At 63.2% G+C, this 20692-nt stretch carries 23 protein-coding genes; 10 read left to right on the top strand and 13 right to left on the bottom strand.

Annotated elements, in window-relative coordinates; translation table 11 throughout:
• Positions 1-41: 41 nt before the first annotated feature.
• From Q8O96_RS16060 to Q8O96_RS16040, 5 genes are all read right to left on the bottom strand, one after another.
• Positions 42-293, bottom strand: coding sequence for a YfhL family 4Fe-4S dicluster ferredoxin (locus Q8O96_RS16060; RefSeq protein WP_011064042.1), 252 nt, complete (start codon positions 291-293; stop codon positions 42-44).
• A gap of 133 nt (positions 294-426) precedes the next feature.
• A complete protein-coding gene (gene coaD, locus Q8O96_RS16055) occupies positions 427-906 on the bottom strand; it encodes a pantetheine-phosphate adenylyltransferase (RefSeq protein ID WP_003195136.1) in 480 nt (159 codons plus the stop codon).
• Positions 907-1021: 115 nt separating this feature from the next.
• A complete protein-coding gene (locus tag Q8O96_RS16050) occupies positions 1022-2617 on the bottom strand; it encodes a GMC family oxidoreductase (protein ID WP_305949093.1) in 1596 nt (531 codons plus the stop codon).
• Between the two features lie 175 nt (positions 2618-2792).
• Positions 2793-3338, bottom strand: a complete 546-nt coding sequence (locus Q8O96_RS16045; RefSeq protein WP_102862100.1) for a twin-arginine translocation pathway signal protein — start codon at positions 3336-3338, stop codon at positions 2793-2795.
• 27 nt (positions 3339-3365) lie between these two features.
• A complete protein-coding gene (locus tag Q8O96_RS16040) occupies positions 3366-4796 on the bottom strand; it encodes a coniferyl aldehyde dehydrogenase (RefSeq protein WP_102862099.1) in 1431 nt (476 codons plus the stop codon).
• Between the two features lie 145 nt (positions 4797-4941).
• Between Q8O96_RS16040 and Q8O96_RS16035 the strand changes: the two genes are divergently transcribed.
• Together Q8O96_RS16035 and Q8O96_RS16030 are read left to right on the top strand one after the other, a co-directional pair.
• Positions 4942-5613: a TetR/AcrR family transcriptional regulator gene (locus Q8O96_RS16035; protein ID WP_102862098.1), complete on the top strand. Its 672-nt coding sequence runs from the start codon at positions 4942-4944 to the stop codon at positions 5611-5613.
• Between the two features lie 33 nt (positions 5614-5646).
• Complete coding sequence (locus Q8O96_RS16030; protein WP_102862097.1) at positions 5647-6501, top strand: sulfurtransferase; 855 nt, start codon at positions 5647-5649, stop codon at positions 6499-6501.
• 88 nt (positions 6502-6589) lie between these two features.
• Here Q8O96_RS16030 and Q8O96_RS16025 read toward each other — a convergent pair whose 3' ends face one another.
• The 5 genes from Q8O96_RS16025 to Q8O96_RS16005 all read right to left on the bottom strand — a co-directional run bounded on the left by Q8O96_RS16025 (position 6590) and on the right by Q8O96_RS16005 (position 11947).
• Entirely contained in the window at positions 6590-7420 is an 831-nt protein-coding gene (locus Q8O96_RS16025) for an AraC family transcriptional regulator (protein ID WP_102862096.1), read from the bottom strand.
• Positions 7413-8414, bottom strand: coding sequence for a hydrolase (locus Q8O96_RS16020; RefSeq protein WP_207166711.1), 1002 nt, complete (start codon positions 8412-8414; stop codon positions 7413-7415). The genes Q8O96_RS16025 and Q8O96_RS16020 overlap by 8 nt, the downstream gene beginning before the upstream one ends.
• Before the next feature lie 74 nt (positions 8415-8488).
• The gene (rsmD, locus tag Q8O96_RS16015; RefSeq protein ID WP_305949092.1) at positions 8489-9109 is read right to left on the bottom strand and encodes a 16S rRNA (guanine(966)-N(2))-methyltransferase RsmD; all 621 of its coding nucleotides are present in this window, start codon (positions 9107-9109) and stop codon (positions 8489-8491) included.
• Positions 9109-10599, bottom strand: coding sequence for a pitrilysin family protein (locus tag Q8O96_RS16010; protein ID WP_102862093.1), 1491 nt, complete (start codon positions 10597-10599; stop codon positions 9109-9111). Before Q8O96_RS16010 ends, rsmD begins: the two co-directional genes overlap by 1 nt.
• Positions 10592-11947, bottom strand: coding sequence for a pitrilysin family protein (locus Q8O96_RS16005; RefSeq protein WP_207166710.1), 1356 nt, complete (start codon positions 11945-11947; stop codon positions 10592-10594). The genes Q8O96_RS16010 and Q8O96_RS16005 overlap by 8 nt, the downstream gene beginning before the upstream one ends.
• 355 nt (positions 11948-12302) lie before the next feature.
• Between Q8O96_RS16005 and ftsY the strand changes: the two genes are divergently transcribed.
• The 4 genes from ftsY to rpoH all read left to right on the top strand — a co-directional run bounded on the left by ftsY (position 12303) and on the right by rpoH (position 16472).
• Positions 12303-13817: a signal recognition particle-docking protein FtsY gene (gene ftsY / locus Q8O96_RS16000; RefSeq protein ID WP_305949091.1), complete on the top strand. Its 1515-nt coding sequence runs from the start codon at positions 12303-12305 to the stop codon at positions 13815-13817.
• Positions 13814-14485: a cell division ATP-binding protein FtsE gene (ftsE, locus tag Q8O96_RS15995; RefSeq protein ID WP_305949090.1), complete on the top strand. Its 672-nt coding sequence runs from the start codon at positions 13814-13816 to the stop codon at positions 14483-14485. The genes ftsY and ftsE overlap by 4 nt, the downstream gene beginning before the upstream one ends.
• Positions 14482-15504, top strand: coding sequence for a permease-like cell division protein FtsX (gene ftsX, locus Q8O96_RS15990; RefSeq protein ID WP_102862090.1), 1023 nt, complete (start codon positions 14482-14484; stop codon positions 15502-15504). The genes ftsE and ftsX overlap by 4 nt, the downstream gene beginning before the upstream one ends.
• Positions 15505-15617: 113 nt before the next feature.
• Positions 15618-16472, top strand: a complete 855-nt coding sequence (rpoH, locus tag Q8O96_RS15985) for an RNA polymerase sigma factor RpoH (RefSeq protein WP_016967616.1) — start codon at positions 15618-15620, stop codon at positions 16470-16472.
• 98 nt (positions 16473-16570) lie between these two features.
• Here rpoH and mtgA read toward each other — a convergent pair whose 3' ends face one another.
• Positions 16571-17293, bottom strand: coding sequence for a monofunctional biosynthetic peptidoglycan transglycosylase (mtgA, locus tag Q8O96_RS15980; protein WP_102862089.1), 723 nt, complete (start codon positions 17291-17293; stop codon positions 16571-16573).
• Between the two features lie 74 nt (positions 17294-17367).
• Between mtgA and Q8O96_RS15975 the strand changes: the two genes are divergently transcribed.
• From Q8O96_RS15975 to trmB, 4 genes are all read left to right on the top strand, one after another.
• Complete coding sequence (locus Q8O96_RS15975) at positions 17368-17748, top strand: DUF423 domain-containing protein (RefSeq protein WP_102862088.1); 381 nt, start codon at positions 17368-17370, stop codon at positions 17746-17748.
• A gap of 71 nt (positions 17749-17819) precedes the next feature.
• A complete protein-coding gene (gene thiS / locus Q8O96_RS15970; RefSeq protein ID WP_162884096.1) occupies positions 17820-18020 on the top strand; it encodes a sulfur carrier protein ThiS in 201 nt (66 codons plus the stop codon).
• Between the two features lie 162 nt (positions 18021-18182).
• The gene (locus Q8O96_RS15965) at positions 18183-18977 is read left to right on the top strand and encodes a thiazole synthase (RefSeq protein WP_007921204.1); all 795 of its coding nucleotides are present in this window, start codon (positions 18183-18185) and stop codon (positions 18975-18977) included.
• A 9-nt stretch (positions 18978-18986) separates the two neighbouring features.
• Complete coding sequence (trmB, locus tag Q8O96_RS15960) at positions 18987-19712, top strand: tRNA (guanosine(46)-N7)-methyltransferase TrmB (protein ID WP_102862086.1); 726 nt, start codon at positions 18987-18989, stop codon at positions 19710-19712.
• Positions 19713-19791: 79 nt separating this feature from the next.
• Here trmB and Q8O96_RS15955 read toward each other — a convergent pair whose 3' ends face one another.
• Both Q8O96_RS15955 and Q8O96_RS15950 read right to left on the bottom strand, forming a co-directional pair.
• Positions 19792-20340, bottom strand: coding sequence for an RNA 2'-phosphotransferase (locus Q8O96_RS15955; protein WP_305949089.1), 549 nt, complete (start codon positions 20338-20340; stop codon positions 19792-19794).
• Positions 20341-20366: 26 nt separating this feature from the next.
• Complete coding sequence (locus Q8O96_RS15950) at positions 20367-20690, bottom strand: DUF3392 domain-containing protein (protein WP_011064021.1); 324 nt, start codon at positions 20688-20690, stop codon at positions 20367-20369.
• Positions 20691-20692: the final 2 nt, after the last annotated feature.

Here is a 20692-nt window from a genome sequence, read left to right as displayed (position 1 = left end):
AGGATTGCCGGCGAAAATGCCCTGAAGGGCCGCTGAATTCCTCAAGCCTTGCCGGTGATCTTCCGGTACTTGGCCATCAACTCTTCTTCGGTTTCCGGACGCGCCTCGTCCAGCGGAATGCAATCCACCGGGCATACCTGTTGGCATTGCGGCTCGTCGTAGTGGCCGACGCACTGGGTGCACAGGTTCGGATCGATGACGTAGATCTCCTCGCCTTGGGAGATGGCCGCGTTGGGGCACTCGGGTTCGCAGACGTCGCAGTTGATGCAATCGTCGGTGATGATCAGGGACATGGGGGACTCCGGCCTGGGCGGCAGGCCCGGGCATGTAAAAACGAATGCGCGCAATTGTGCCGTATTGACGCCCGCAGTGCACGCGGGCGCGATGGCTGACGCCTGGCAAGGGCCCTCTGCGGGGCCGCACGGCTTATTTCTTGAAGCGCAGGGTCAGTGCATCGGCGACGGCCGGATGGACGAACTTGGTGATATCGCCACCCAGGGCAGCAATTTCACGAACCAGCGTCGAGGAAATGAACGAGTAGCGCTCCGACGGCGTCAGGAACAGGCTTTCCACGTCCGGCGCCAGTTGGCGGTTCATGTTGGCCAGCTGGAACTCGTATTCAAAGTCCGAAACTGCTCGCAGGCCCCGCAGAAAGACATTGGCGTTCTGCTCCTTGGCAAAGTGCGCCAGCAGGGTGGAGAAGCCGACGACTTCAACGTTGGGCAGGTGCTTGGTCACCTCTTGCGCCAGTTCCACGCGTTGTTCCAGGGGGAACAGCGGGTTTTTCTTGGGGCTGGCGGCAACGGCGATGATCACGTGGTCGAACAGCCGGGAGGCGCGCTCGACCAGATCGCCGTGGCCCTTGGTAATAGGGTCGAAGGTACCTGGGTACAACACTCGGTTCATCGCGTCGTCCTGGCGGGAATCCGTTGGGGAGTCGGATGGTATCGCAGCCTTCCCGGTCGGCCAAGTCGCCTTTTAGGGAAGAAAGCACTATAGACGACGAAAATACCCCGCTTTTTCACGCCGTTTTCAAGCGCTCCGCCAGGGCTGTGGCCAATTGCGCGGTCAGGCCGTAGACCGACAGCTGCGGGTTGGCACCGATGCTGGTGGGAAACAGCGAGCCGTCGTGGATCGACAGATTGCGCAGTTGATGGTGGCGCCCGAGGCTGTCGGCCACGGCGTTTTTCGGGTCTTCGCCCATGGCGCAGCCACCCATCACGTGGGCGCTGCCCAGGCGGGTGCGGTACAGCGCCAGGTCCAGGCCGTCGATCTGGGTGCGGACTTCATTCAGGGTCTTGGCGAAGCGGGCGTCGCTGTGCAGCGGCTTGACCGCCTTGGCGCCGCCGGCGAACTGGATCTCCGCCATGCTGTGGAAGGCCCGGCGCAGGCCGTTCCAGGCGTAGGGCGAGACCTGATAGTCGAGCACCGGGGTGCCGTCACCGCGCAGCTCGACGTTGCCGCCGGTGCTGTCGGGGTGGAAGCCGTCCCGCAGCAGGGCCAGCATGGCGTGGGTGTGGGGCAGTTGCTCCATGGACAACCCGCTCTGCGGCCCGAAACCACCTAGCAGGGTGCTGGCCAGGGCCGGTTGCAGGGGTGGCACTTCAAGTTTGTAGGACATCTTGCCGGTGGTGCCGTCCTGCCACTGGAAATGGTCGGAGTAGATCGATTGCGGCGCGCCGTAGAACGGGTTGATCACCTCGTCGAACTGGCCGGCGGAGAAGTTCACCAGGTGCAGGAAGGTGCGTTTGCCCAGGCGCGAATGCGGGTCCGGGGCATCGGAGCGCAGCAGCAGGGCGGGGCTGTTGATGCCGCCACCAGCCAGCACGTAGTGCCTGGCCTTGACCGTGATGGTGCGCCCGGTGGGGGCGACGCAGCGGGCGTCCATGGCCTGGCATTGCAGGCCACTGACCTTGTCATCCTTGATCAACAGGCGTTCGGCCCGGGCCAGGTACAGCAGCTCACCGCCTTTCTCCAGGGTTGCCGGAATGGTGGTCACCAGCATCGATTGCTTGGCATTGGTGGGGCAGCCCAGGCCGCAATAGCCCAGGTTCCAGCAGCCACGGACGTTGCGCGGAATCACGTGCCAGCTGTAGCCCAGGGCTTCGCAGCCCTTGCGGATCACGTCGTTGTTGGCGTTGGGCGGCATGACCCAGGGCGCCACCCCCAGGCGCTGCTCCATTTTCTCGAACCAGGGCGCCATCTCCGCCGAGCTGTGGCCCACCACCCCGTGTTCCCTGGCCCAGTGTTCCAGGGTCGGGTCGGGAGTGCGGAAGCTCGATGTCCAGTTGATCAGGGTGGTGCCGCCCACGGCGCGGCCCTGGAGGATGGTGATGGCGCCGTCCTTGCTCATGCGCCCGATGCCTTCCTGATAGAGGCTGGTGTAGGCCTGGTCCTCCAGCATCTTGAAGTCGTCGCTGGTCTTGAGCGGGCCTTCCTCGATCAGCAGCACCTTGTAGCCGGCGGCGCTGAGGATTTCGGCGGTGGTGCCGCCACCGGCGCCGCTGCCGATGATGGCGACATCGGCTTCCAGGGTCAGGTCCTGCTCCAGCTGCGAGCCGTTGTAGGTTTTCCAGCCACGGTTCAGGCCTTCGCGGAACAGATCAGGTACAGGCATATCGGACGCTCTCTTATTATTGAAGGCTCGGCGCGGATCCACTGTAGCCGCTGCTGAGCCTGCGAAGCTGCGAAAAGGCCCGCAGGGCCTTGCTTGACGATCCCCAGCCGCTGCCCCATCGCCCCACGAACCTAAACGCTCGTGCGCAGCCTGTGGCAGCGACTACAAAGGCCGGTCAGACCTTCGGTGGCCCGGGATAACCGCAATGGGCCCAGGACTCAGGGCGGGTGTACCAGGCCATCATCACCAGTTGCAGCAACGAGGCATGGCCCATGCGCAGCAGGGCCAGGAAGCTGTTTTCCCAGCGGCTGAGGAAGTTGCGGATGGCCTCGGCGCTGGCGTTTTCCCAACTGCCCCAGATCCCCGTCAGCGGGCCGCGGGTGACCGCCATGCCCAGCACATCGAACAACTGCTGGGTGAGCTTGAACATTTCCGGCGATAGGTGATTGAGGGCGTTGTCCAGGTTGGCCAGGGTGCCGTCGATGGCGGCGGGCATCTTGTCCGCCGCCACGGCGCCTTCAAGCATCACCGGGATCAGCGCCCGCAAAAACGGCAGGTCATTGCTGCGCAGCATGGCGAAGCCGCTGGCGGGCGTGCTGGCAGAGCAACCGCTGAGGCTTGCGCCCAGTCCTGCGGTGGCCAGGAAGGCGCTGGCGCAAAGGCTGATTTTCAGCAATCCGCGCCGTGACAGCGCGGGTGTTTCAGACAGGCTAGGGGTCATTGTTGTTATTACCCGGCGATGTACTGGTTAACGAATGAACAGCTTCTGGATGAGTTTCTGGATCGATTTTCCATAAGGCGGGTAGATCAGGCGCGCCGCGTTGAAGCGCTGCTTGATGAACACTCCCTTGGCCTTGCTGAAGGTCAGGAAGCCTTCATGCCCGTGGTAGTGGCCCATGCCGGAAGGGCCGACACCACCAAACGGCAGGTCATCCTGGGCCACATGCAGCAGGGTGTCGTTGAGGCACACGCCGCCGGAGTGGGTTTCGTTGAGCACCCGCTGCTGTTCGGACTTGTCGTAGCCGAAGTAGTACAGGGCTAGGGGGCGCGGACGCTGGGTGATATAGGCGAGGGCCTGGTCCAAGGTCTTGTAGGGCACGATGGGCAGGATCGGACCGAAGATCTCGTCCTGCATCACGGTCATGTCGTCGGTGACATTCAAGAGCAGGCTATGGCCCAGGCGCCGCTCCTGGCTCTGTTCGAACAGCGGCACCAACAGCGCGCCCTTGCTGGTGGCGTCGCTCAGGTAGCCGTTGAGCCGGGTCAACTGGCGCTGGTTGATGATCGCGGTGTAGTCGGGGTTGTCCGCCAGGGTCGGGAAGAAACCACGCACCACCTGGCGATAGGCTTCGACAAAGGCACCGATGCGTTCTTCCGGCACCAGCACGTAGTCCGGGGCGACGCAGGTCTGCCCGGCGTTCAGGGTCTTGCCGAAGGCGATACGTTCGGCGGCGTCCTTGAGGGGCACGGTGTGGGACACGATGGCCGGGGACTTGCCGCCCAGCTCCAGGGTCACCGGGGTCAGGTTTTCCGCGGCGGCGCGCATCACGTGTTTGCCGATGCTGGTGGCGCCGGTGAACAGCAGATGATCGAAACGCAGCTTGGAGAACGCCATGCCCACTTCGGCTTCGCCCAGCACCACGCACACCAGATCCTCGGGGAACACCCGGGCCAGCAACTGTTTGAGCAACTGGCCGGTGGCCGGGGTGGATTCACTGAGCTTGAGCATCACTCGGTTGCCGGCGGCCAGGGCCCCCACCAACGGGCCCATGCACAGGTACAGCGGGTAGTTCCACGGCACGATGACGCCCACCACCCCCAGCGGCTGATAAACCACCTTGGCCGAGGCTGGCTGGAAGGCCAGGCCGACGGCGCGACGAGACGGCTTCATCCATTTTTTCAGGTGCTTGCTGGCGTAGTGAATGCCATGCAGGCTGGGCATCAGCTCGGCCAGCAGGGTTTCATCGGCGCTGCGGTTGCTGAAGTCCTGGCTGATGGCATCGATCAGCGCCTGGCGTTCGGTGTCGAGCAGGTTCTGCAGTGATTTGAGCCATTGTTGGCGTTGTGCGGCCGGTGGCATGGGATTGGCGGCGAAGGCCCGGCGCTGGGCTTCGAACAGCGCATGCAGCTCGTCCTGTTGCTGAAGGGAATCCTGCAGGTAAGCGATTTCGGCAGACATGGACGGGCTCCGGTTTTTATAGGGTGGCTAGTTTTTTAGAGCTTATGCTCTAAATTGTCAAATACCATCCGGTGCCGGTCGCGATTTATCCACAGGGGGATAGAACGTAAGATGCACCCCAGCCTTCTGATTAAAGCCCACGCCCATGGCCCCACGTATAAAAACCCGCGAGCGCATCGTTCAGTTCAGTCTTGAGCTGTTTAACCAACAGGGCGAGCGCAACGTCAGTACCAACCATATTGCTGCGCACATGGAGATTTCTCCGGGCAACCTGTACTACCACTTCCCCAACAAGCAGGCGATCATCGCCGTGTTGTTCGCCGAGTACGAGAGTCTGGTGGACAGCTTCCTGCGCCCGCCCCCCGGGCGTGCGGTTACCGTCGAAGACAAGCGCTATTACCTGCAGGCGCTGCTGGCGGCCATGTGGCGCTATCGCTTCCTGCACCGCGACCTGGAGCACCTGCTGGACAGCGACGCCGAACTGGCGGCTCGCTACCGGCGCTTCTCCCAGCGCTGCCTGATCCAGGGCATGGCCATCTACGGACGTTTCGTCGAGGCCGGGATCGTCGCCATGGACAAGGTGCAGATCGAATCCCTGACCCTCAATGCCTGGATCATCCTTACTTCCTGGGTGCGTTTTCTGTGCACCACCCGGGAGAACTCCACCCACCTGAGCGAGGAAGCCATCAAGCGCGGCGTCTATCAGGTGCTGGTGCTGGAAGCCGGTTTTGTCACCGAGCAGGCCCGGGAAGCGGTCAACGGCCTGTTCGAAGAGTTTTACGTACCGCTGGCCCAAGCCCTGGAAGAAGTGCAGTAGGATCAATCTCCGACTTACTCACAGGAGCCCGCTATGCCCCTCGCGCAGTTGATCAGCCCGCTTGCCCTGGACCAGAAAAAACAACAGCCCGGCCTGGTGATTCTGGATTGTCGCTTTGCTCTGGAAGACCCGGATTACGGCCAGCGCAGTTACGCCGACGGGCATATCGCCGGGGCGCATTTCGCCGATCTGAACCGGGATCTGAGCGCGCCGGTGATCAAGGGCGTGACCGGCCGGCATCCGTTGCCGGAACCGGCGCAACTGGTGGCCCGCCTGCAGGCCTGGGGCATCGATAACGACAGCGAGATCGTGCTCTATGACGACGGCCCCGGTGCCTACGCTGCCCGCGCCTGGTGGTTGCTGGCCTGGTTGGGCAAGCGTGATGGCGTGTTCATTCTCGATGGCGGCCTCAAAGCCTGGCACGCCGCGGGCCTGCCCCTGAGCCTGGATGCACCGCAAACCGTGCCGGGCCGGTTCGCCGGCCAGCCCGACCACAGTCTGCTACTGGATGCCGAGCACTTGCGCCAGCGCCTGGGCCAGGCGGACCTGACCCTGCTGGATGCCCGTGGCCTGCCGCGTTTTCGTGGCGAGGTGGAGCCCATCGATCCGGTGGCCGGGCATATTCCCGGTGCCCAATGCGCGGCATTCACTGACAACCTGGGCGAGGACGGGCGCTTCCTTGCGGCCGACCGACTCAAGCAGCGATTCGCGCAAAAGCTCGCCGGACGCTCCCCGGAGCAGTTGGTGGCTTACTGCGGCTCTGGCGTCACCGCTTGCCACAACCTGTTCGCCTTGTGCCTGGCCGGCTACCCGCTGGGGCGCCTGTATGCCGGTTCGTGGAGCGAATGGATCACCGATGCCCAGCGGCCTGTCGCCACCGGCGATTGACGGGCTGCCCCCGTCGGCCTCTTCGCTGGCAAGCCAGCTCCTGCGGCCCGCAGGCCCCCGCGAACCTGCTCGCGAAAGCCGCGCCGCCCTACTTCAGAGCGGCGCTGCGATAAGCCGCCGGCGTCACCCCATACACCTGCTTGAACTGCCGGCTCAGATGGCTTTGGTCGGCAAATCCCAACTGTGTCGCCACTGCCAGCGGCAGGCAGCCATCACGCAACAAGGCCCGGGCTTTGGCGATGCGCTGTTGCATCAACCAGGTATGGGGTGCAATCCCGGTGGTCCGGCGAAACACCCGGGCGAAATGGAACGGCGACAGGTTTACCGCCGCCGCCAACTCTTCCAATGACGGCGGCGCGGCCAGTTGCGAGCGCAGCAGTTCCTTGGCTTGGACAATCGCCCGGTGTTCCTGCCCAGGTTCACCCGGTGCCCGGACGCCGGCGTGGCGCTGCAACAGCATCAGCAGCATTTCACGCCACTGGGTCTGTTGTTGCAGGGCGGTGGCCGGGCTTTCCAGCAGGTGGTGCAGGCGGGCAAAACCCTGCACCAGATCCGGGTCTCGATACAGGGTGGCGCCAAAGGCCGGCAGGCTGCCGCTGGGCAGTTCCAGTTCATCCAGCAAGCCGAGAATCTGCCGGTTGTCCGGGTAAAAGGCCCGATACAGCCAGCCGTCTTCAACACCCTTGGCCCCGGTGTGCAATTCGTCCGGGTTGATCAGCACCAGGGTGCCGCTGCCCGCCAGGTGTTCGGCCCCGCGGTAGCGGTAACGCTGAGCGCCAGCCATGATCATGCCGATCACATAACCCTCGTGCACATGGGGCACGAAGCGCTGTTCGATATAACGCGCGGCCAGCAACTCGACCCCGGCCAGGGGCGCGGTCTGCCAGAAGCGGATCGACTCCCGGGCGGGCTTATCCATGGCGGTCCAGGCCGGTCAGCCATTGCGGGATGCGTTGTTCCAGGTAGTAGCTCGGGTGTTTCAGGCTGCCTCCGACAAAGCCCACGTGGCCGCCCTTGGCCTGCAGTTCGAACTGGGTACTGGCGGACAGTTCGCCGGCCTCGGGCAGGCTGTGGGGGAACACAAAGGGATCGTCCGCGGCCTGGATGATCAGGGTCGGGGTACGGATTTCCCCGAGGTAATAGCGGCTGGAAGCGCGGCGGTAGTAGTCCTGGGCATCGGCAAAGCCATGCAGCGGCGCGGTGACCCGGCCATCGAAGTCCCAGAAGGTGCGCATCTTGGTCAGCGGGCCCAGTTGCGCCAGGGTCGCCAGGCCTTCATGGCGGCCGTCGTGCTGGAACTGGCGTTGCTTGTCCTTGATGTAGGCCAGCATCTCGCGCATGAAGTGGGCCTGATAGACCTTGGAGAACCCCTGGCCAATGCGGTCGGCGCACTGGTCCAGGCGAAACGGTACCGACACCGCCGTAGCCCCTTGCAGCGGACTGGCGCTGCCGCTTTCCCCCAGGTACTTGAGCAGTACATTGCCTCCCAGGGAATAGCCCACCGCGAACAGCGGTGCCTGGGGGCGCTTGGCCCGCAGATGGGCAATGGCCGAAGCCAGGTCTTCGCTGGCGCCGGAGTGGTAGCTGCGGGGCAGCAGGTTGGGTTCGCCGGAGCAGCCGCGCCAGTTCAGCGCTGCGCTGGCCCAGCCTCGGGTGGCGAGGGCCTGTTGCAGGCCGGCCACATAAGGTGAATTGGAAGAACCGGTCAGCCCATGCAGCACCAGCACCAGCGGGGCCTCGGCGCTATGGGGGCCGTGCCAGTCAAGATCGAGAAAGTCGCCGTCATCCAGCCACAGACGTTCGCGCTGGCGCTCAAGGTGGGTGGTCGGGCGCCACAGCGGACCCCACAGCGTCTGCAGGTGCGGGTTGCCAAGGCCGAAGGCGGGGATGAAACGATCAGGCGAGTTGGGCACGGGGTGAGTCTCGATGCGGCGCTGCGCAGCCCGGGTGGGCTGCGCAGCTTGTTCCGGCCGAGCGTAAACAGGTTCTACGCGGCGCTGTCTGCCATACGTTGCCACAAGGAGTAATACACCTGCCCGGATTTTTGTTCACGGTGCAGGCGCCAACTGCCGGGCAGACCCAGGGTCGATGGCGCGGTTTCGCTTTCGGTGTAGATCCAGGCGTCGTCCGCCAACCAGCCGCGTTCCTCCAGCAGGGCGCAGGCGGCGGGCAGCAGGTTCTGGTTGAACGGCGGGTCCAGAAACGCCAGGTCGAACGGCGTGGCCGGCTGGGTTTCCAGGTAGCGCAGGGCGTCAGCGGTCTGCGCCTGGCCCACAGAGCAACGCAGCGTTCCCAGGTGCTCGCGCAGGCTGGAGACCGCTACGTTGCTGCTGTCCAGGGCCAGCCCCGAGGCGGCGCCGCGGGACAGGGCTTCAAGGAACACCGCCCCGCTGCCGGCGAACAGGTCGATGACCTTGGCCCCGGCCACATAGGGGGCCAGCCAGTTGAACAGGGTTTCGCGCACCCGGTCCGGGGTCGGGCGCAGCCCCGGCAGATCGGGGAAGCTCAGCTTACGGCTGCGCCATTCGCCGCCGATGATGCGCAGCTGGCCCACGCCATTGTGCTGGTTGTGGACGGGCTTCTTGCTGGGACGGGCTGGACGGGCCATCAGTGCTCCGGAACCCCGAGCGGCTGCTCGGCGGGTTTGTCAGTGGGGGGCGGCAACGGCTTCTGCGCGACGGTGGGGCCGGCGCTGACGATGACCATCTTGTCGACGCCGAGGTGTTTGTTCATGGCGGCCTTGACCTGTTCCACCGTCAGTGCCTGGGATTGACGCATGAAGTCTTCCAGGTAGCTCAACGGCAGGTTGTAGAAGCCCATGGCGCCCAGCTGGCCGACGATATCGGCGTTGCTGGCGGTGGACAGCGGGAAGCTGCCGGCCAGTTCGCGCTTGGCGTCATCCAGTTCCTTCTGGGTCGGGCCGTTTTTCAGGTAATCGGCGAACACGTCCTGCACCAGTTTCAGGGTGCCTTCGCTCATTTCTGCGCGGGTCTGCAGGTTGATCATGAACGGCCCGCGGGCCTGCATCGGGGTGAAGCCCGAGTACACGCCGTAGGTCAGGCCGCGTTTCTCGCGCACTTCACTCATCAGCCGGGTGCCGAAGCCGCCACCGCCGAGGATCTGGTTGCCCAGGGACACGGCGGCGTAATCCGGATCGTCACGGTCGATCCCCAGTTGTGCCAGCAGCAGGTTGGTCTGGCTCGACGGGAATTCGATGTGGCCGATGCTGGCCTTGGGTTCAGTGGGTTGCTCGACCTTCGCCAGGGCCGGGCCTTTGGGCAGGGCGGCGGAGACTTGCGCGGCAATTGCCTCGGCGTCGCTGCGGGACAGATCGCCGACCAGAGCGATCACCACGTTGCCGGCGGTATAGGCCTTGGCGTGGAAGGCCTGCAGTTGCGCCTGGGTGATAGTCGGAACGCTCTTGGCATTGCCTTCGCTGGCATGCGCATAGGGATGGCTGCCGTACAGGCGCTGCATCAGCTCCAGGCTGGCCAGCTTGCCGGGGTTCTGCTTCTGGTACTCGAAGCCGGCTAGCAACTGGTTCTTGATCCGCGCCAGGGAGTCGGCAGGGAAGGTCGGCTTGCCCACCACTTCGGCAAACAGCTCAAGCGCCGGTTCGCGTTTATCCACAGCGCTGAGGCTGCGCAGCGAGACCACGGCCATGTCCTTGTAGGCACCGTTGCCGATATCCGCGCCCAGGCTTTCAAAGCCCTGGGCGATGGCGCCCACATCCTTGCCGGGCACGCCTTCGTTGAGCATGGCGTTGGTCAGCAGGGCCAGGCCGGAAGTGTTGCCGTCCTGGCTGCTGCCGGCGGCGAAGATCAGGCGCATGTCGAACATCGGCAGCTCGCGGGCTTCGACGAACAGCACCTTGGCGCCTTCGGCAGTGTTCCAGGTCTGCACATTGAGGTTGCGATGGCTGGGGGCCTTGCCATCCAGCTCGGCCAGAGATTGCAGCTTCTGGCTGCTCTTGGCGTTGTCCAGGGCCTGGCTGGCATTGCTCTCGCCGGAGCGCGACAGGTACAGGCCACCGGCGGTGAGCAGGGCGACCAGGGCCAGGCCCAGCAGGACCGGTGAAGCATTCTTGCGCTTACTCATGAGCGGACTCCTCAGGCAGTACATGGGCCACGCTCATACGCTCCCGGGTGAAATAGGTGCGGGCGGCTTTCTGGATGTCTTCCGGGGTCACGCTTTGCAGTTCCGCCAGCTCGGTGTCCATCAGCTTCCAGGACAGGCCGACGGTTTCCAGCTGGCCGATGGCGCTGGCCTGGCTGGTGATCGAGTCACGCTCGTAGACCAGCCCGGCAATCACTTGTGCCCGGACCCGCTCCAACTCTGCGGCCGACGGCGGGGTGGTTTTCAGTTGGTCCAGCAGGCGCCACAGCCCGGCTTCGGCCTGGGCGATGGTTTTCTTCTTCTGGCTGTTGGGGGTGGCCGAGAGCATGAACAGGCTGTCGCCTCGGGTGTAGGCGTCATAGCTGGTGGAGCCGTTGGACAGCAACTCTTCGCCGCGCTCCAGCTGGGTCGGAATGCGCGCGCTGTAGCCGCCGTCCAGCAGGGCCGCGGCCAGGCGCAGGGCGTTGACCGAACGCTTGTCTTCAGCTGTGGCGATGCTGGGCACGTTGAAGGCCAGCATCAGACTCGGCAGTTGGGTCTTCACATGCAGGGTGATCAGGCGCTCGCCGGGTTCGGCCAGCTCCAGGGGGATCTTCGTCGGTGGCACGTCGCGCTTGGGGATGGCGCCGAAATAGCGTTGGGCCAGAGCCTTGACCTCATCCGGGGTGACATCGCCCACCACCACCAGGGTGGCGTTGTTCGGCGCGTACCAGGATTGGTACCAGTGGCGCAGTTCCTCGACCTTCATCCGGTTCAGGTCGGCCATCCAGCCGATGGTCGGCGTGTGGTAGCCGCTGGCGGGGTAGGCCATGGCCTTGAAGCGCTCGTAGGCCTTGGACAGCGGCTTGTCGTCGGTGCGCAGGCGGCGTTCTTCCTTGATCACTTCGATCTCGCGGGCGAACTCGTCGGCCGGCAGGCGCAGGCTGGCCATGCGGTCGGCTTCCAGCTCCAGGGCTACGCCCAGGCGGTCGCGGGCCAGGACTTGGTAATAAGCGGTGAAGTCGTCGCTGGTGAAGGCGTTCTCTTCGGCGCCAAGATCCCGCAGGATCAGGGACGCTTCACCCGGGCCGACCTTCTCGCTGCCCTTGAACATCATGTGTTCCAGGGCGTGGGACAAACCGGTCTGGCCCGGGGTTTCGTAGCTGGAGCCGACCTTGTACCAGACCTGCGACACCACTACCGGTGCGCGATGGTCTTCGCGGACCACCACTTTGAGGCCGTTGTCGAGGGTGAATTCGTGGGTGGGTTGCGGGTCGGCAGCCAGGGCTGCAAGGGGCAGACAAACTGTGCTGAGCAGCAGGCCTGCAGCGCGGCGGGCTAGAGCATTCATTCGTTTTTAAACCTGTTGGGCTGCCCGCTTGGTCTTAGCCTGTGCGGGCGAGGAGGTGCTAGGATACTGATCCGTTTTACTGGCGGCCACGCCTATCAGGCTTGCACGAATCAGAGTGTGCTTGGGCAGGTTGTATGAGTTACCGGCAAAAAGCCTTGATTTGTCAGCTAAACTTCGACTTTTCGCCGATTTTGCCGTTCCAGTCCTTAAGTAAAATCGATCCTTGAAGTGCTTTTGGGCATTTCGACAACATGTTGCGCGTGAACAAGCTGGATGAAACACAGTCTGTTCTGCATCGAATATTTATTTACCGAAGCGCCCACTGGCGCATCGCTACCTTGAGATAGCCGTCTCCATGTTTGGTTCCAACGACGACAAAAAGACCCCAGCCGCGGCTGGCGAGAAAAAAGGCCTGTTCGGATGGCTGCGCAAAAAGCCGCAGGAACCCGTCGTCGAACAGCCGCAAGTGCCTGTCGAGCCGGTGCCGGCTCCAGTTATTGAAACCGCTCCCGGCGTTGCCCCGAGCGAGCCGGTGGTGCTGTCGACCGGCGAACCGGTGCTGCAACCCCGGGGCGAGGCCGAGCCGGTAGCGGCCGTTGCGCCCGAGTTGCCCCTGACTCCGAGCCCGGAGCACAAGCCCTGGCTGACTCTACCGGTAGCGGAAGAGCCGGTGGCCCTGGTGGAGGACGCTCAGGCGGAGCACGTCACTCCGCCGATTCCAGCCCTGACCCCAGCATCTGAACCGGTGGTCGAAGCGCCGGTTGTCACCCCGGCTCCTGTGCTCGAAGTGCAAACGCCGGTAGCGCCGGTAGCGCCGGTATTCGTCGCGCCGGAGCCTGTTGCTCCTGCTCCTGCTCCTGCTCCTGTTGCCGAGCCGGTTGCCCAGGTGGCGGAGCCCGAGCCCGTGGTCGAGCCGGTCCGTCCTGTTGAAGAGAACAAGGTCGGTTTCTTCGCCCGCTTGAAGCAGGGCCTGTCCAAGACCAGCGCCAGCATTGGCGAAGGCATGGCCAGCCTGTTCCTGGGCAAGAAGGCCATCGATGACGAGTTGCTGGAAGACCTGGAAACCCGTCTGCTGACTGCCGACGTCGGGGTCGAAGCGACTTCGGTGATCATCCAGAACCTGACCCAGAAGGTGGCGCGCAAGCAACTCACCGACTCCGATGCGCTGTACGCCTCGTTGCAGGCCGAACTCACCAGCATGCTCAAGCCGGTGGAGCAGCCGCTGAAAATCGTCGCCCAGAACAAACCCTTCGTGATCCTGGTGGTGGGCGTCAACGGCGCCGGCAAGACCACCACCATCGGCAAGCTGGCGAAGAAACTGCAGCTGGAAGGCAAGAAAGTCATGCTGGCGGCTGGCGACACCTTCCGCGCCGCGGCGGTGGAGCAACTGCAAGTCTGGGGCGAGCGCAACAAGATCCCGGTCATCGCCCAGCACACCGGAGCCGATTCCGCTTCGGTGATCTTCGACGCCGTGCAGGCGGCCAAGGCCCGTGGTATCGATGTGCTGATCGCCGACACGGCGGGGCGCCTGCACACCAAAGACAACCTGATGGAAGAGCTGAAGAAGGTTCGCCGGGTGATCGGCAAGCTCGACGCCGATGCGCCGCACGAGGTGCTGCTGGTGCTGGACGCCGGTACCGGCCAGAACGCCATCAACCAGGCCAAACAGTTCAACCAGACCGTGGAATTGACCGGCCTGGCCCTGACCAAACTCGATGGCACGGCCAAAGGCGGGGTGATCTTCGCCCTGGCCAAGCAATTCGGTCTGCCGATCCGTTATATCGGGGTCGGTGAAGGCATCGATGACTTGCGTACTTTTGAAGCAGAACCCTTTGTCCAGGCACTGTTTGCCGAGCGGGAGCGTTCATGATTCGTTTCGAACAGGTCGGTAAGCGCTATCCCAATGGCCACGTTGGCCTGCATGAGCTGAGCTTTCGCGTCCGTCGTGGCGAATTCCTGTTTGTCACCGGCCATTCCGGCGCCGGCAAAAGCACCTTGCTGCGCCTGCTGCTGGCCATGGAACGTCCGACCTCCGGCAAATTGCTGCTGGCGGGTCAGGACCTGGGTCAGATCAGCAATGCACAGATCCCTTTCCTGCGGCGGCAGATTGGCGTGGTGTTCCAGAATCACCAGTTACTGTTCGATCGCACGGTGTTCAACAACGTCGCTCTGCCGTTGCAGATCCTCGGTCTGTCCAAGACGGAAATCGCCAAGCGCGTGGATTCGGCCCTGGAGCGCGTGGCCTTGTCGGATAAAACCGATCTTTACCCAGGTGATCTGTCCACCGGTCAGCAACAGCGCGTAGGTATTGCTCGAGCCATCGTCCACCGTCCAGCCTTGCTGCTGGCGGATGAGCCCACCGGTAACCTCGACCCGCGTCTTGCGGCGGAAATCATGGGCGTGTTCGAAGACATCAACCGCCTGGGCACCAGCGTACTGATCGCCAGTCACGACCTGGCGCTGATCGCGCGCATGCGTCACCGCATGCTGACCCTGCAGCGCGGCCGATTGATTGGTGACGGGGAGGCCGGCGTATGAGTGCCACACGTACTCCTAAAGTGGCGGAGCGCGTAGCGCCCAAGGCCTCCGAAGCACCGCCACCGAAGAAAAAACGCGACGAGGACGACGGTCCGGATTTCGCCACCCTGTTGCATGCCTGGATCGAAAGCCATCGCGCCAGCTTGCTGGACAGCCTGCGGCGCCTGGGCAAGCAGCCCATCGGCAGTTTCTTTACCTGCCTGGTGATGGCTGTGGCCCTGAGCTTGCCCATGGGCCTGTCGTTGCTGCTCAGCAACGTCGAGCGCCTGGGCGGTTCCTGGCAGCGGGCAGCGCAGATTTCGCTGTACCTGGATCTGGGGGCTTCAGCCAGCGAAGGTGAGAAGCTTGGCGAAGAGATCAAGGGCCTGCCCGGTGTGGCGGATGCCGAGTTCATCAGTAAGGAAAAGGCGCTGGAAGAATTCCAGCAGCAGTCCGGCCTGGGTGAGGCTTTGCGCGAGCTGCCCCACAATCCGCTGCCGGGCGTAGTGCTGGTCACGCCGAGCGAAGTGGACAAGGCGACCCTGGAGGCCTTGCGTCAGCGGTTGTCGGAAATGCCCAAGGTGCAACTGGCGCAGTTGGACCTGGTATGGGTCGAGCGGCTGGCGGCCATCCTCAAGCTGGGGGACCGTTTTGTCTTCGGCCTGACGGTGTTGCTGGTTTCTGCATTACTTTTGGTGATAGGCAATACCATTCGTCTTCATATTGAAAACCGCCGCACAGAGATAGAAGTGATTAAACTCGTCGGCGGCACAGACAGCTATGTGCGCCGTCCCTTCCTTTATATGGGCGCGTTGTATGGCTTCGGTGCGGGGATTCTGTCCTGGGGCGTATTGGCGTTTGGCCTGAACTGGCTGAACGACGCGGTGATCGGCTTGGCCGGCTTGTACGGCAGTGATTTTGCCCTGGCAGGGGTGCCGGTTGCTGATGGTCTATCGCTCTTGCTTGGTGCGGTGCTGTTGGGTTATATCGGTGCGTGGATTGCGGTGGCCCGCCACCTGAGGGAGTTGGCACCGAAGTAATGTCATTTTGCTTGTATTGACCTTTCAGAATATTTGGGAACTTGTTTCGCGGTTTCCGGTCAATTTTCGCAGTGCTGAACTGCACGAGTTATGTGAGTCGGAGGTTTTTTCGTATGACCACTTCTTTGCAACCTGCTTACGCATTGGTTCCAGGCGCAAACCTGGAGGCCTATGTGCACACGGTGAACAGCATTCCATTGCTGACGCCCGAGCAGGAGCGTGAACTGGCCGAGAGTCTCTACTATGAGCAGGATCTTGAGGCGGCTCGGCAGATGGTGCTCGCCCACCTGCGTTTTGTCGTACATATCGCCCGTAGCTATTCCGGCTACGGGTTGGCCCAGGCTGACCTGATCCAGGAAGGCAACGTTGGCCTGATGAAAGCCGTGAAGCGCTTCAACCCGGAAATGGGTGTGCGCCTGGTGTCCTTTGCGGTGCACTGGATCAAGGCGGAAATTCACGAGTTCATCCTGCGTAACTGGCGGATTGTGAAAGTCGCGACCACCAAGGCTCAGCGCAAGCTGTTCTTCAACCTGCGCAGCCAGAAGAAGCGTCTGGCCTGGCTGAACAATGAAGAAGTGCATCGCGTGGCGGAGAGCCTGGGCGTTGAGCCCCGTGAAGTGCGCGAGATGGAAAGTCGTCTGACCGGCCAGGACATGGCCTTCGATCCGGCTGCTGAAGCGGATGATGACAGCGCCTTCCAATCGCCGGCCAACTACCTGGAAGACCATCGCTACGACCCGGCGCTGCAACTGGAGGATGCCGATTGGAGCGACAACTCCACCCACAACCTGCACGAAGCGCTGGAAGTGCTGGACGAGCGCAGCCGTGACATCCTCTACCAGCGCTGGCTGGCCGAAGAGAAAGCCACGCTGCACGACCTGGCGCAGAAGTACAACGTTTCGGCCGAGCGTATCCGCCAGCTGGAAAAGAGCGCGATGAACAAGTTGAAGCTGTCCATCGCCGCTTAAGCCTGAAGCGTCATGCAAAACGCCCCGAGATGATCGGGGCGTTTTTGTTTGCGCGTCTTTTGTAGGGGCCGGCTTGTCGGCGAATAGACCTGGTTTACCTAACCCGCCCACGGCGCTTTACGGGCTTCATTCAACCGATTCAGGTAATCGGCCCCACCCAACTGGCTCATCTGCCGCCGAACCCAGCCCGCCCGCTGCATCACATAAGTGCTGGGCCGCGCTGCGCTCCACACCCTTGGATTGGGCAGGACAGCGGCCAGCAGGCTGGCTTGCTGGCGTGACAGGTTGGCCGCGCTGACGCCGAAGTGATGGCGCGCCGCGGCTTCTGCCCCGAACACCCCTTCATCCCATTCGACACTGTTGAGGTAGACCTCAAGAATCCGCTGCTTGGGCCAGAACACCTCGATCAGCGCGGTGAACCAGGCTTCCAGCCCCTTGCGCAAGTAGCTGCGGCCGGACCAGAGGAACAGGTTTTTCGACACTTGCTGACTCAGGGTGCTGGCACCACGGATCGAACCGCCCCGTTCGTTGTGGATCAACGCTGCCTGGATTGCATCGATATCAAAGCCCCAGTGCTCGGGGAATTTCTGATCCTCGCCGGCGATCACCGCCACCTTGAGGTTGTCGGAGATTTCATCCCAAGGCTTCCAGGTGCGTTGCAGGTCGATGGGGTCGTTGTCGATCCAGGATTCGACCTTGCGCTCCACCATCAGGGCGGTGCCCGGCGGCGGCACGAAACGGAACAGCAGCACCAGCAGCACGCTACCGACGACGAACCACATCAAGGCTTTTACAAGGCGACGAAACAGATAACGCAGCATAGAGATGGCTTGGCCGAACCCGTTGAGCGCGCCATTATACAGACCCTTTGCGCTGAATCTGACTGGAGTTCCTCATGTTGCGTGGCTTCCTGATGCTGGCCGCTTTCTTCGGTTTCACCGGGGTCGCCCTCGGCGCCTTTGCCGCTCACGGTCTGAAAAACCGCCTGAGCACCGAGTACCTGGCTATTTTTCATACAGGGGTCACTTACCAGCTGGTGCATACCCTGGCGCTGTTCGGCGTCGCCTTGCTGGCGGCGCATATTCCAGGGCGGCTGGTGACCTGGGCCGGTATCGCGTTCACCCTGGGCATCCTGTTGTTCTCCGGCAGCCTGTACCTGCTGACCCTGAGCGGCATCAGCAAGCTGGGCATCATCACCCCTTTCGGTGGCCTGGCCTTCCTGGTTGGCTGGTTTCTGCTGGGCCTTGCCGCCTGGCGCCTGCAAGGGGCCGGCTGACGCTTGTAGCTGACCTTTAGGTCACGATCGGGCTAGAATGCTGGCCCCTAAAAATGATGGCGGCCTCGAGCATGCGCATTCAGTTGAACGGTGAATCCTTTGAACTGCCCGACGGCTCGACCGTTGCGGCCCTGCTGACCCGTCTGGACCTGACCGGACGCCGGATCGCGGTGGAACTCAATCTGGATATCGTTCCGCGCAGCCAGCACGCCGAGACCGCCCTCAACGAGGGCGACCAGGTGGAAGTGGTCCACGCCATCGGCGGCGGCTAGCCACTGGCGTCAATCGCGCTGCTACGTATTCTGCGCAGCGCCCTGGCCCGGCTCCGGGCCTCTCCCATGGAAGACGCGTTCACCGGCCCCGGAATGAAGGCTCCAGGGCCCCGGGCCTGATGAAGAATTCTGCAAGAACCTCACCCCAACAGAGGATTTCCGATGAGCAACGTTCGTAGTGACAAGCCTTTCGTCCTGGCCGGTCGGACGTACCAGTCGCGTTTGCTGGTAGGCACCGGCAAGTACCGCGACATGGAAGAAACCCGCCTGGCCATCGAGGCCTCGGGTGCCGAGATCGTCACCGTCGCCGTGCGCCGGACCAATATCGGCCAGAACCCGGGCGAACCGAACCTGCTGGATATTCTGCCACCGGATCGCTACACCATCCTGCCCAACACCGCCGGCTGCTATGACGCAGTGGAAGCGGTACGCACCTGCCGCCTGGCTCGCGAACTGCTGGACGGCCACAACCTGGTCAAGCTGGAAGTCCTGGCCGACCAGAAGACCCTTTTCCCCAACGTGCTGGAAACCCTCAAGGCCGCCGAAGTGCTGGTCAAGGAAGGTTTCGACGTGATGGTCTACACCAGCGATGACCCGATCATCGCTCGCCAACTGGCGGAAATGGGCTGCATCGCGGTCATGCCCCTGGCGGGCCTGATCGGCACCGGGCTGGGGATCTGCAACCCGTACAACCTGCAGATCATCCTCGAAGAAGCCAAGGTTCCGGTGCTGGTGGATGCCGGTGTCGGCACTGCCTCCGACGCCACCATCGCCATGGAGCTGGGGTGTGAAGCGGTGCTGATGAACTCGGCCATCGCCCATGCGCAGCAACCGGTGCTGATGGCCGAAGCCATGAAACACGCAATTGTCGCGGGCCGCCTGGCGTACCTCGCCGGTCGCATGCCGAAGAAACTCTATGCCAGCGCCTCTTCGCCGCTGGATGGTCTGATCAAGTAAGAGCCATTGATGACTGAATCAAACGACACGCCAATCCAGCCGGAAGCCGGCGACGAGCGCCAACACCGCCGCATCAAGAGTTTCGTGATGCGCGCCGGGCGCATGACCGAAGGCCAGCAGCGCGGCCTGGATCAGGGCGCGCCGCTGTATGTGCTGCCCCTGGCTGACGCCCCGGTGGACTACGACCAGGTGTTCGGCCGTTCTGCGCCGCGCTCTTTGGAAATCGGCTTCGGCATGGGCCATTCGCTGCTGGAAATGGCCGCGGCGGCTCCGGAGCAGGACTTCATTGGTGTGGAAGTTCACCGTCCGGGCGTCGGCGCGCTGCTCAATGGCGTGCTGACTCAGGGCCTGACCAACCTGCGGGTCTACGATTGCGACGCCATTGAAGTGCTCAACCGCTGCATCGCCGACAACAGCCTGGACCGGCTGATGCTGTTCTTCCCCGATCCGTGGCACAAGAGCCGGCACCACAAGCGCCGCATCGTCCAGGCCTCCTTCGCCGAACTGGTGCGCAGCAAGCTCAAGGTGGGCGGCATTCTGCACATGGCCACCGACTGGGAGCCCTATGCCGAATACATGCTGGAAGTGATGAACGTTGCCCCGGGTTATCGCAACCTGGCCGAAGACGGCAAGTGCGTGCCGCGCCCGGCTGAACGCCCGATCACCAAGTTCGAGCGTCGTGGCGAGCGCCTGGGTCATGGCGTGTGGGATCTGAAGTTCGAAAAGCTCGACTGAGCCCCGTACAGCCGCTGTTGTAGGCGCTGGTTTGCTAGCGAAGGTGCCCTCAAGGACGCCTTCGCCAGCCAGCTGACTCCTACAAGGCTTGGATGAAACTGACCGGCACCTGGTCGGTCAGCCACACCCCATTCTCTGCCTGATAGAAGGTGAAACCCTGGGCCTGCATGGCCTGGGCGTCGATCTGCAGGATCACCACCTTGCCGTAACGCTGGCCCACGGCCCGGGCGGTGTCGATTTCCTGGGACAGGTGCACGTGATGGCGTGAGCCCGGGATCAGCCCCTTCTCATTGATCGACTCCATGAAGCGCGTGGCAGTGCCGTGGTAGAGCACGGCGGGCGGTTGCTTTGCCTCAAGCTGCAATTGCACGGCCTTGTTGGAGTGTCCCTGAACGGCGCGGATTTGCTGGCCGTCAGCGGAGAGGGCGAAGCGCTTCTTGTCGTTGCCTTCGACCACCCGCTCGATCAGTTCCCGGTTCAGTTGCCGGCCGTTCTTGGCCGCGCCGCTGATCAGCGCTTCGATATCGCCCCAGCCTTGGCTGTCCAGCTCAAGACCGATGGCCTGGGGCTCGTGGCGCAGCACGTAGCTGAGGAACTTGCTGGTGTCTTCGATGACTTTCTTGCTCATGTTCTTCCTTGAATAGCGGCTGCAGGTCAGCGGCGGTCGGCGACCACGCCAATCAGCACCAGCACCACCAGCAGCACTGGCGCCAGGCTGTAGTTGTTGAACTGGCTCAGGCCGCGGACGATCCACGGCGTGGCGTAGATCAGCGCCAGGCCGCTGCCGACCATGCACAGCAAGGCCATCAGCGGCACGCGCAGGGCGCCGGCGATGCCGCCCAGGCGCTGCTCGACCCAGCCCTTGATGTCCGCGCCGAACAGCACCAGCAGGCAGCCCACCAATGCCAGGGCGATTTCCGAGAGGTTGCTGCGACTCCAGCGGGACACGGTGGCAAGCAGGTCGAGTACCAGATCCATGT

The sequence above is a fragment of the Pseudomonas sp. LPH60 genome (assembly GCF_030718165.1).
Taxonomy (GTDB): domain Bacteria; phylum Pseudomonadota; class Gammaproteobacteria; order Pseudomonadales; family Pseudomonadaceae; genus Aquipseudomonas; species Aquipseudomonas danubii.
Note: the sequence above shows the minus strand (reverse complement) of the source record. Positions and strands in the feature narration are given on the sequence as shown.